This is a genomic window from Desulfofundulus sp. TPOSR (genome assembly GCF_011393055.1).
Taxonomy (GTDB): Bacteria; Bacillota; Desulfotomaculia; order Desulfotomaculales; family Desulfovirgulaceae; genus Desulfofundulus; species Desulfofundulus kuznetsovii.
The window spans coordinates 1,679,152-1,689,938 of sequence record NZ_JAAOEF010000001.1; the positions used below are offsets into that span (position 1 = coordinate 1,679,152).

A 10,787-nucleotide genomic window follows, 5' to 3' on the forward strand; every position below is an offset into this window, starting at 1 on the left:
GGCCTGCAAAACCAATCATCATTTCCAGGGAGGTGATTGGGCGCGGGCCGCAGGCCCGTAGCCCGGAAGCATGAAAGAAATGCTGGTCAAGCTGGTTAAGGAAGTTAACGAAATGCCTACGGTAATACGCGACATAATGGCCGCCAGGACGGACCTGGAAAAGAAACTTTCCCAAGGCGGGGACGAAGAAGCCCTCCGGGCCGTCAGGGACAACCTGGCGCACACCGACCGGGAACTGGAGTGGCTGCGTTCCCGCCAGACGGCCGCCGTAGCGACCATCAACCTGCTGTCGGCGCTCATCGGCGCGGGCAGAGCGGATGACGCGCAGGCGATGCTGGCGGCGCTGGGAGAAAATAAGCAGGAACGGGCGCAAAAGTCCGAAAGCAAACCCGAAAAGGAAAACAAAGAAAAGACAAAAGATCAGGAAGAGCTGAAGATCGGCACGTTCACCATCAAGGAAGCCAAACCCGGCAAGAATGAAAGCACCATTTGGGCTATTGCGGTTACAGCCGATAACGCGGAGTATAAGATCTGCGCCAAAAATGGCACCGGCAAGGCCCTGATGGAAGCCGCCGGCAAGCAGGCGAAAGTCAAGTACCGCCCCTTAAGCGGTGACAGGCTGTTCGCCGTGAGCGTGGAGATTGCCGGCTAGCCTCCGGAATGTTAAACTGGAGGTGGGGGCGGTGATAACCGTGGAAACCATGAAAGAAACAGCGGCTGCAGCCGAGCCGCCGGAACTACCTCCGCACTGGTTTCTCTACCTGGTGGAAAGAATGGACCGGATGGAGAACAACCTGCGGAGCGAATTCCGGCAGGAGATCGGTGATGTTAGGCGAGAACTGCACGGTATCTACCGCTGGTCAATCGGTCTTCTGGTGACCATGCTGCTGGGATTCGGCGGCATCGTCGTCACGCTGGCGGTGACCTTGCGGTAGCCGAGTGTAAGGGAGAGCCGATGATAAATGAAAGAGGAGTGGTGAAGATGGTCTCTCCGAGATATAATGATCTCGGGGTGATTACCATGGCTATTGCGAGGGAGTATGTCAAGGCCCTTATAGACCGGTTGAGCGACGAACAGGTGCAGGCATTGTGGGTTATTCTTAACTCCATGGCCTGGCCAACTGAAAAGGTTTCACCGGAAGAAGCGGCTGAAATCGAAGAATCGTTTGCCGAAATAGATGCCGGTAAAGGCATAAAAGCCGAAGATGTCTGGAGGGAACTCGGTGTATGATATAATCTTTTCCCCCAAGGCTATTCGGCAACTCAAGTCGTTAGAAAGACAAGTACGTGATGTTCTTAAGCTGGAATACGCGGATAATCGCTTTAGGCTTCGGGTGGGTGACTGGCGTGTGACCTTCCGGTATCGGTTTGAAAACCAGGAGGTTCATATTGCCGAGGTAGTCCATCGGAGCAAAGCATACCGCAGGTAAGAAGATTGGAATACGGCCGTCAAGGCCAGAAAGAGGACGGAAAACAGGACATTAATGTCCTGACCGTCCTCTTTTTGTGTTTTTAAGACCATCAGGGCTTCTCCCGGCCCGAACTATTCTCACGGAAAGGAGGAATGGGGGCGGGCCGGATGGAGGTCCGTCCCGGAAAGAATGAAATTTGAGAGGATCAAGCCGGGGGTGCTGTTCCGCACCCCGTGGCACAAGGAACACCTGTTTTATAAAGTCCCGGACCCCCAGCCGTGGCCGGAGCTCGGCCCCTGCAGCGCGTGCGGCACCATTGCCGTATGGAACGCACGGGCCGTCGAAACTGACCGCCTGGTGCACTTCTGCCGGAATGAGGAAGTCATCCCGGTGAAGGTGGAAGGGGGAAGGGGAAATGGCTAAAACCGAGTACCTGCAGGGCGACGACGCGCAGTGGCTTCTTAAAGAGGGGTACTGCGAAGCCTGCCTGCGCCCGGCCAGGGAGTGGGTCGAAGAGAACCGGTTCGGGCACGTAGAGGTCCACGGTGATTACGACAGCCGGGGCAACCTGACAGGCTTCCTTTGCCCGCAGTGCGCGGGAGCGAGTTAACCGGATAACCGGGCCACCCGGCCCGCCAAAATTCCCACGGAAAGGAGGGAATGGGGCGGGCCGGTTAAGGCCCGCCCCGGATCATGAAAGAAGAAATATTGCGCGAAGCGCTTGAAAAGCTGCTGTCAATGTTTGAAAGTGGCAACCTGCCGCCGGCGGTGGCCCGGACGATGATCCGGCGCCAGGCGGGTGATGAAAGGCCGTCTGACAAATGGAGCCTGGGCAACCGCCTGCTGATGTACCTGGCCGGGACGGAGGACGCCAGGGGTTTCAGACAGTGGGAAGAAGTAGGGCGGCACGTTAAAAAGGGCGCGAAAGCGTTCCACATCCTCGCTCCGCTGACCAAAACCAGGAAGGTCAAAATACAGGACCCCGAGACGGGCGAGGAGCGGGAAGAAGAACGCCCTGTGATTGTGGGTTTCCGGTTTATACCGGTGTTCCGCCTGGAGGATACGGAAGGCGAACCGCTGCCGGAAGTGGACTATGCCCCTCCGGAACTACCGCCGCTTTTCGACGTAGCGACCAGGATGGGCATCAAAGTCAAATACGCCCCCGGTGATGGCAGCTGTTACGGCAGTTTCCAGCCCGGACTTAAAAGGATCAACCTGCACACTCACGACGTCAAAACGTACTTCCACGAGCTTGCGCACGCGGTGCATAACACCATCCGCCCGCTGGTGGGAGGCCAGGATCCGGTGCAGGAAGTGGTCGCCGAGACAGTGGCCTGTACCCTCTGCGAGATCTACGGCTATACCGGATATGCCTGGCACGGATGGCAGTACATCAAAGCCTGCGCCGGCGGCGAGCCGAAACAGGCGCTCAAACTAGTAATGAAAGTGCTCTGCGAGGTCGAAGAAGTGCTGGAAAGGATCTGGGAAGCCGCCACCCCGGAAGAGAGGGGGTGTGCGGCTTGACATACTGGAACTGGGAGGCACGAAACGCAGGTGAAGATACCACCTACCTGGTGGCAATGTCCAGCATACGGGAGATTTCCCTGCGCGAGGAGATTGCCCGTGGCGAAAGGTTGATACGGCTGCTGCGCCTGGTGGCGGAGACGGAAGACCGGAACCGGGCACGGCGGATGGCGGACTGCGAGATTTAGAACTTTAGGCGGCCCGACCCGCCCAATCACCCGAAGAGGAGGTGAAAGGGGCGGCGCCGGCGGCCGCCCCGGGAGCATGAAGAAACGGGTAAATATCGTTTCGGTGAAACTTGTCAAGGAAGCGGGCATATTTTACGCAGCCCGCAGAATAACCGGACCGGAGGATGTGGCCGATCTGGTTCGTGACTTTCTGGAAGACGCCGACCGGGAGATCTTCCTGGTCATATGTCTTAATGCCAAGAACGAACCGACGGCAATCCATACGATAGCGGTAGGTACGCTGAACAGCGTCCAGGTCCACCCCCGGGAAGTCTTTAAGGCGGCAATCCTGGCCAACAGTTACCACGTAATCCTGGTTCACAATCACCCGAGCGGTGACCCGAAACCTTCCGATGAGGATATGGCTATCACAAGAAACCTGGCCGAGGCCGGGAGAATAGTCGGCATCCCGGTGCTGGATCACGTCATCATCGGCGACGGAAAGTTTGCAAGCCTGAAAACAAATGGATTGATTTAAGCAGAGGGGGGGGATCGGGGGTGCAGGCGGAACACCGTTACCCCGAGGAAAAATTCATTCCGGTGAAACCCTGGCGCCCCTGCCCCATCTGCGGCAAGGGCGACTGGTGCGGTTTCAACAGCTTCATCGCCAGCTGCATGCGGGTGCGCGAGGGCTCGTTCAAGGAAGTGGTCCTGAGCAACGGCCAGGTAGCCTACCTCCACTGGCTGGAACCGGGCATGGTAAACCTGCCGGCGCTCATGAAAGACGACTCAATAACCGCGGCGCAAACCGCGCCGGTGGAAGTGCGGGACCGGGTGTACCGTGACTTCCTGCGACTCCTTTACCTTCACCCGCGCCACAGAGAGGACCTGCTCCGGCGCGGACTGACTGAATGGGAGATCAGGAGGAACGGCTACCGGTCGGTCCCCGAAACCGAAGCCCCATGGTCGGTCTGCAGGCGCCTGATCCGAATGGGCCATGACCTGGCCGGCATCCCCGGCTTTTACAAGGTCCGGGGGCCGCGAGGCGGCACCTACTGGACCTTCGACCGGCAGCCGGGATACTTCATCCCGGTGCGGGACGAAAAGGGCCGGATCCAGGCCCTGCAGCGCCGCATGGACGACGCGCGGGGCGGGAAATATAAGCTGTTCAGCGGTCACAAGAGCCGGGGCGGTTGCTCCTGCGGCACCCCTGCTCACGTGACCAGGCCCGCAAAAGTCGAAGACCGGCGGATATGGATCACCGAAGGCCCGCTGAAAGCGGACATCGCCTGCAAGTACCTGGGCGCCGTCGTGGTGGGCGCATTAAGCGCCGCCACCTGGCGGCCGGCTATACCGGCTATCCTGGCTCTTGAAGCAAAAGAAGTCATAATCGCCTTCGACCGGGACGTGGAAAGTAACCCGGAAGTGGCACGAGCATACTTGACTCTGAAAGTAGAACTGAAAAAGCACGGCCTGGCGGTAAGCCGGGCAGTGTGGAGCGATAAAAAAGGCATTGACGATGCCCTGGCGGCCGGTATGGAAGTGCGGGTCGTCTGGGCATAAGAAAGGAGATGGGTCGAATGTCAAGAGTCATCAAAAGAGTTCCGGCTGAATATGTTACCGAACAAATCGGTGGCGGGGTTATATGCCCCAAATGCGGAGCCGGTAACTGGAAAAGGACCACTCCCGAAAAGTGCCCTATTTGCGGAACAATGGAAGTGCCGGATCCTGTCAGGTACATCAAAAGGCGAATTCCGGGCTATGTGGAAGTGCGGTGCGACTGCGGTGAAACCGTCATCTGCGACGGTTTCACCAACACCTGCGACCGCTGCGGAAAAGATTACAACTGGAACGGTACCCTGCTGGCCCCGCGCAGTCAGTGGGGTGAAGAAACCGGGGAAACGGAAGGGGATATAATCCTGGGAGTTTAAGGGGGTTAAATTACGAATGATGGAAGTACAGGCATCTTTACATGATAACAGATGGCCGGTAAAAATACACCCGCTCAGAGCACCAGGTAACTACGTGATTACGGGGCGGGGTACGGAGATGTGGATTGCCGTCCGGCCGTCCGGTGGTATCGGCGGAGGTAGTCATTTAATAGCGGTTATCAACTTCAACCGGTGCGGCTGCCTGGATGCCGACAAGTGGTCTGCGGCGGACGTGCAGCAGTACATCGGGATCGAGAACCCGGTGGATGCAGCCACCCTCGCCGCTGCGCTGAATGTGATTTTAGGGCGAAAACAAGAGAACGGGGTGGCCGGCACGACCTGGAAAAAACCATACGGGAGGTATAAGTGGCAATGAGAATGATACAACTCGAAGAAGCTCTCAAAGACCACTACGCCCGCCGGGCTGCAAGGGCAATCGAGGCGGAGGACGCGGATGCCCTTGCCAGGGTAATACCGCACCACGTCATCTATGAGAAACCCGGGATGGCCCTTGAGATTCTGGGCAGGGCGGTAAATATAGCAAGCTGTGAGACCTACCGGTGGGTACAGCAATGGCTCCGCAATTCCGACAACGACTGCCTGCGGGCCAGGGGGGACAAACGATGGCAAATGATGATCCTGCTGGAGGCCGTTTGTGAGAAGAGTAACGTTGCGGAAGCGGTGTAGATGTAGATCAGCTCCGGATGGCGAGGAGGCGGGAAGAAACATGATTTCCTGCCTCTCCCCGGGCTGGATTGTAAACGGGGGCCGCAGTTCGGCGGCGCCCGCAATGGGTCCCGGTCTGCCTGCCACATTGCGCTGAATGGTGCTGTGCAGGCAGACACTCCCGGGACTGAGAACGTGGTTGAGGGGTGCCGGCCGCAGGGTCGGCACCTGCTCCAACCTTAATCAACCAACGGAGGTAGGACGCCGGCTTGCGGCCGGCTCCTCTCTCGCCGCAAATTAGCGGCGTTGCCGGATCCTCGGTTATGACGCGATTGATCGCTGACTAACCACTCCATATGGAGTATGGGGTCCACACCATGGGCCCTGGCGGCACCTGCCGCCCCCATAAGTGGGGTAATAGGGCCTCAGTGAATGCTTAACAAGCTCATAACGGCGTGCGAGGCGGGCTTTGAAAGCCGGCCGTCGGGAGCACGCAGACAACAAAACAGGCACCACCTCCGGGGCGGTTGCCCCGCAGCGGACGGGGCAAGGGCTCCGGGGGTGCAAGCCCGGGCGCAGCCCTCCGGGCGAACCGCGAAGCGGCAGGCAACGGGCGTAAGCCCGCACGGCAAAGCCGCAATCGGGCGCAAGCCCGCACCGCGAAGCGCAAAAACGGGCGGAAGCCCGTCTCAGGCCACCGGAGCGAAAGCGGAGGGGGCACTGAGACGGGCGCAGCCCGCAACAAAAAAGCCGCGCAGCGCAAGGCCCGAAGGGCATTTGCAAAAGGTTTTTTCCGGCATATACCCACGTGACGGGAGCTCAGGAAAATAAACCTCTGGGTTACTTTTGTCTTCTTTTAAAGCAGGAAGTACCTTCCAATTAAGCTAAAAAAGCTTCCAAGGGGAATTTAGATCAGGGGGGATAAAATGCTACGGGTTTCCTGGGAAGATACCGGAAATCCCATCCTCGACCGCTTGGGTCGGCAGTTTGTGGATAGGGTTGCTCGTTACGCCAGGGGCGGCTCGTACGAGAAGCGCATAGAGTGGTACCGGAAATACATAAAATTTCTACACTTCCTGGCTGAGCGCTTTGGACCAGAAGATATTCGTAACATTCAGCCCCGCCATGTAGCGGCATTTTCTAAATACCTTAAAGAATTGGGTCGCAGTGAACGGACTGTGCTACGTTATTATTCCGTAATTCGCTGGTGGCACCGGCAGATCCCATGGCGAAAGTATGAAATGCCCGAGAATAAGGTGCTTTTGGAACTGGAGGCGAGGCTCGATGACAAAAGGTTCTGTGAAGAAATCAAAAACAGCTACAGGCGTAAAAGGGGCAGGGGGCGTGTACAAAAACCTCATGGCACAATTTGATAAAATCTGGAGAGAGGCCGTCGATGCCACTGCTCACTCAAAATCCAAGAAATCCCACTTTCGCTATCGTGACAGCATGAAGAACTTCCTCTGGTTCTGCTCGGAAAAATTTCGTTTGCAGAAGATCGCCAACATCGGCGAAAAGCACCTGCGGGCATACGTGGAATACCGCCGCCAGGAAGGCATATCAGAAAAGACGCTGAAAAACGACCTGGCGGCGGTGCGGTTTTTCCATCGCTTCACCGGTTCGCGCAATGAACTGCCGGATAACCGGGCGCTGGGGCTCGAAAAGACCCCGGCCGGCGGCAAAGATAGGGCCTGGACGGAAGAAGAATACCGGCGGATGCTGGAGAAGGCCGAAAAACTGGGCCGTGCGGACGTGGTGATGGCCATGAAGCTGGCCCGCCACGCGGGGCTCAGGATCCACGAGTGTACCCGGCTCACGGTGGGCCACTGTCGGGACGCCCTGAAGGATGGAGAACTGGAGGTCAAAGGGAAAGGGGGCCGCATACGCCGGGTTCCACTGCGCCCCGGGTTACGAGCGGAACTGAAGCGGTTCCTGGAAGAGCGCGGGGGGACCAGGGGGGAGAAGATCTTTATCGCGCCGGGTGAAAAGACGCACAGGGTCATCAAAAGCATCCAGAAATTCATCGAGCGGCACCGGGAAGAAATCACCGACCGGCCGATTACCTTTCACGGATTGCGCCACGCCTACGCCCGGGAGGAGCTGGCCTGCCGGTTGGAGCATCCGGAGAAATACGGCCTCCACAGGGTAAGTCCGGAAAGGGCGGCAAAACTGGAGGTGGCGGAGCTTCTGGGCCACGGCAGGCCGGAAGTGACCAGTGTTTATACAGGGTAGTGACTTTACATCAGTGGGGTAGCATGAGATAATTTTATTCGGCTCCCAGGCAAGGGGAACCAGCGTTCCGGGATCCGATATTGACGTACTTGTGGTGACGGAAAGGCTTGATAAAAAGATCCGCGATACGATTGTAGATGAAGCCTTTGAAATCAGCCTGAGAGAAGACATTCCGGTGATAGCTCTGGCGTGCGATATTCAAGAATTCGATTCTCCCTCATTTAAAGTTGATCCCTTTTACCGCAACGTTACTCAAGAGGGAATAATTTTCTATGGATAATGGATAATTCAAAAAAGAATTTGCCTTACAGAAAATGGAAAAGCCTGGGGCAACTGGGGTGAGGGTGAATGGGCTTTTAAAAGTGCTTAAATAGGTTTACACCTGACCTCCGTAGCGGTGTTAGGATTTAAACAGACAGGGATGGTGGTTAAAGTGGACACTAAGCCAATTCAACAGGAAATTTTAATGGAGGTTAACCGCCTGCCTTTCCACTTTCAAAAACGAGTTCTTGAATTCGCCCGGGCATTAAGGTTTACTCTCAATGAAGGAACGCCCGGTAGGGATTTGCTTCGCTTTGCCGGGGTTATATCGCCGGAAGAAGGAGAATTGATGAAAAGAGCTATAGAGGACGCCTGCGAGCGGGTAGATACAAATAAGTGGTAAGTTTCTTTAAAAAATACCTGGTTTATCCGGGTTGTTTCTTTTTTAGGCCCAATTTATCCGGGCCTTTTTTCTTTTTTGAACAATTGAAAAAGAGGTGGTTTTTATGAGATGGTCGTTATCCCGGGTGAAGGAGGAGGTTTATTCAGCTTTTAAACACATGCCCGCGTTGGCTAGAGGGGGAATTATGGCTGGAACTTCAGCGCTGGCCCTTGGTGGCCTCTATCTCCTCGATGTATGGACCCTGGGCACGGCGGCCGCCTGGCTGCACGGCCTCGGGACCTGGCTGAAGGGGCAATCCATATTCGCCACTCCGGCGGAGAAAGCCGTAGCAGCCCATGCTTTCGATGCCGTATCCTGGTACGCGCAGCATCCCTTACAAACTGCGTGGGCCTGGCTCACAAAACGGGAACTGGCCAATCCGGGTCCACGGAAAATCTGGTTGGTCCTGCACGGCCTTACTGCGCTGGCGGCTTTCAGTTGGTGGTTGGGGGGAAGATTCCGCGGTGGGACCGGATGGGGTGGGATCAGGATGAAACCCGGCGACGCCACCCACGGCAGCGCCAGGTGGGCTGTGAAGGCCGACCTGGCCCGCGTGTGCGACTTCGGCTTCGGCCCCGGAATAATACTTGGCGCGTTCGGGAGCAGGCCGGTGCGCATACCGGTGAAGCCGAAAACCTGGATGAACAAGCATGTGCTGGTGGTCGGCGCTCCCGGATCGGGTAAGAGCCGGGGCTACGTACGACCCAACATATTTGCCGCCGTGCGGGCTGGGGAGAGCGTTATCGTCACCGACCCTAAAGGCGAGCTGTATCGTGACATGGCTGCCTGGCTGAGGACGAAAGGATATGCAGTCAGGGTACTCAATCTCGTTCGCATGGAGGAATCCGACCGGTGGAACCCGCTGACGGAAATACGGACACCCCTGGACGCAGATGTGTTCGCCCAGGTGGTGATTGCAACCACCGATGCCGGTCCCAAAAGGGGTGGCGACTCGTTCTGGGACCGTGCGGAGCAGAATCTGTTGAAGGCCCTCGCGCTCTACGTGGTGCTGGAGCTTCCGGAAGAAGAGAGGCACATGGGTTCCCTGTACGACATCCTGGCCTCCGGCGACCCCGAAAAGGTGGATGCCATGTTCGCAAAGCTGCCGGTGAACCACCCCGCCAAAGGACCTTACAACGTCTACGCCATGGCCGGCCAGAACGTAAGGGGCGGCGTGGTTATCGGGCTGGGCACTAGGCTGCAGGTCTTCCAGCAGGAACTGGTCCGGCAGGTGACCGGCGAATCGGATATAGACCTGGCCCTGCCCGGCAGGGAAAAATGCGCCTACTTTCTCATCACCCCGGATACACACGGGGCCTTTGATTTTCTGGCTTCGCTTTTCTTCACTTTTGAATTCGTACGGCTGGTGGAAGTGGCCGACGCCGGGCCCGACGGCCGCCTGCAGGTACCTGTGAAGTTCCTCCTGGACGAGTTTGCAAACATAGTAACCATTCCCGAGTTCGAAAAGAAAATTGCCACCGTCAGGTCCCGGGGCATAGAGTGCCACGTCATAGTGCAGAGCCTTCCCCAGTTGGAGCGGGTTTACGGGCGTACATGGCAGGAAATCAAGGCCTGCTGCGACACCACCCTGGTAATCGGTGTTAAAGACGACTACACGGCGCAGTACTTCAGCCGCATGCTGGGGCAGTGCACCGTGGAAACACAAAGCGCGACCCGTGAGGTGAAGCCTCTTTTCGGTCCCGGCCTTTTTGACGACCGGCAGACCCGCAGCACCACAGGTCGTGAACTGATGCGGCCGGAAGAGATAATCAAAATGCGTTCGAAGTTCTGCCTGGCTTTCCTGCCGGACGGCACACCCCCCGCAAAACTGCGGGTGCTGGATTATGAAAACTTTCCCGAAGCAAAAGATTTAAAGCGCTTAAACAGAATCAAATCGGAGGCGGGAAGTCCTGAACATCCCAGGCTTATATTCGAAGAGCCCGATGTTTGTAATACAACTGTTGCTGAACTCGAAACCTTTACTCCTTCTGAGAATCACATCTCGTACGATGCCTCCAGCAAAACGGCAACGGAAGAAAAGGAAACAACAGGCCAATCCGGTGCCGTGCGGGCCGGGGTGCCCTGGTAGGCATAAACTTGTAGATAGTTTGCGCTTATTTGGACATACTTTATATGCGATAAGGAGGCGATG

At 57.0% G+C, this 10,787-nt stretch carries 17 protein-coding genes; all 17 read left to right on the top strand.

Annotated elements, in window-relative coordinates; translation table 11 throughout:
* The first annotated feature begins 79 nt into the window (after positions 1-79).
* The 17 genes from G7K71_RS08350 to G7K71_RS08430 all read left to right on the top strand — a co-directional run bounded on the left by G7K71_RS08350 (position 80) and on the right by G7K71_RS08430 (position 10,724).
* Positions 80-652: a hypothetical protein gene (locus G7K71_RS08350; RefSeq protein ID WP_166344883.1), complete on the top strand. Its 573-nt coding sequence runs from the start codon at positions 80-82 to the stop codon at positions 650-652.
* 31 nt (positions 653-683) lie between these two features.
* Positions 684-935, top strand: a complete 252-nt coding sequence (locus G7K71_RS08355) for a hypothetical protein (protein WP_313884914.1) — start codon at positions 684-686, stop codon at positions 933-935.
* A gap of 47 nt (positions 936-982) precedes the next feature.
* A complete protein-coding gene (locus G7K71_RS08360) occupies positions 983-1,231 on the top strand; it encodes a hypothetical protein (RefSeq protein ID WP_121452475.1) in 249 nt (82 codons plus the stop codon).
* A gap of 370 nt (positions 1,232-1,601) precedes the next feature.
* A complete protein-coding gene (locus G7K71_RS08365; protein WP_166344885.1) occupies positions 1,602-1,835 on the top strand; it encodes a hypothetical protein in 234 nt (77 codons plus the stop codon).
* The gene (locus G7K71_RS08370; protein WP_166344888.1) at positions 1,828-2,022 is read left to right on the top strand and encodes a hypothetical protein; all 195 of its coding nucleotides are present in this window, start codon (positions 1,828-1,830) and stop codon (positions 2,020-2,022) included. The genes G7K71_RS08365 and G7K71_RS08370 overlap by 8 nt, the downstream gene beginning before the upstream one ends.
* A gap of 98 nt (positions 2,023-2,120) precedes the next feature.
* Complete coding sequence (locus G7K71_RS08375; RefSeq protein WP_313884915.1) at positions 2,121-2,936, top strand: ArdC family protein; 816 nt, start codon at positions 2,121-2,123, stop codon at positions 2,934-2,936.
* Entirely contained in the window at positions 2,933-3,124 is a 192-nt protein-coding gene (locus G7K71_RS08380) for a hypothetical protein (protein WP_166344894.1), read from the top strand. Before G7K71_RS08375 ends, G7K71_RS08380 begins: the two co-directional genes overlap by 4 nt.
* Before the next feature lie 76 nt (positions 3,125-3,200).
* A complete protein-coding gene (locus tag G7K71_RS08385) occupies positions 3,201-3,641 on the top strand; it encodes a RadC family protein (RefSeq protein WP_166344897.1) in 441 nt (146 codons plus the stop codon).
* 20 nt (positions 3,642-3,661) lie between these two features.
* On the top strand, positions 3,662-4,666 hold the full coding sequence (locus G7K71_RS20035) for a DUF3854 domain-containing protein (protein WP_166344900.1): 1,005 nt from the start codon (positions 3,662-3,664) through the stop codon (positions 4,664-4,666).
* A 17-nt stretch (positions 4,667-4,683) separates the two neighbouring features.
* A complete protein-coding gene (locus G7K71_RS08395; RefSeq protein ID WP_013823457.1) occupies positions 4,684-5,034 on the top strand; it encodes a hypothetical protein in 351 nt (116 codons plus the stop codon).
* 16 nt (positions 5,035-5,050) lie between these two features.
* Positions 5,051-5,410, top strand: coding sequence for a hypothetical protein (locus G7K71_RS08400; RefSeq protein ID WP_166344903.1), 360 nt, complete (start codon positions 5,051-5,053; stop codon positions 5,408-5,410).
* A complete protein-coding gene (locus G7K71_RS08405) occupies positions 5,407-5,721 on the top strand; it encodes a hypothetical protein (RefSeq protein ID WP_166344906.1) in 315 nt (104 codons plus the stop codon). The genes G7K71_RS08400 and G7K71_RS08405 overlap by 4 nt, the downstream gene beginning before the upstream one ends.
* A gap of 905 nt (positions 5,722-6,626) precedes the next feature.
* Positions 6,627-7,073 carry a site-specific integrase gene (locus G7K71_RS08410; RefSeq protein ID WP_166344909.1) on the top strand — a complete coding sequence of 149 codons (447 nt, stop codon included), beginning with the start codon at positions 6,627-6,629 and terminating at the stop codon, positions 7,071-7,073.
* A complete protein-coding gene (locus G7K71_RS08415) occupies positions 7,045-7,932 on the top strand; it encodes a tyrosine-type recombinase/integrase (RefSeq protein ID WP_313884916.1) in 888 nt (295 codons plus the stop codon). The genes G7K71_RS08410 and G7K71_RS08415 overlap by 29 nt, the downstream gene beginning before the upstream one ends.
* 31 nt (positions 7,933-7,963) lie before the next feature.
* Positions 7,964-8,212, top strand: a complete 249-nt coding sequence (locus G7K71_RS08420) for a nucleotidyltransferase domain-containing protein (RefSeq protein ID WP_313884933.1) — start codon at positions 7,964-7,966, stop codon at positions 8,210-8,212.
* A 153-nt stretch (positions 8,213-8,365) separates the two neighbouring features.
* Positions 8,366-8,596 (top strand): hypothetical protein, encoded by a 231-nt coding sequence (locus G7K71_RS08425; protein WP_207712692.1) that lies wholly within the window; start codon positions 8,366-8,368, stop codon positions 8,594-8,596.
* 184 nt (positions 8,597-8,780) lie between these two features.
* On the top strand, positions 8,781-10,724 hold the full coding sequence (locus tag G7K71_RS08430; RefSeq protein WP_166344915.1) for a VirD4-like conjugal transfer protein, CD1115 family: 1,944 nt from the start codon (positions 8,781-8,783) through the stop codon (positions 10,722-10,724).
* The last annotated feature ends 63 nt before the right edge of the window (positions 10,725-10,787 follow it).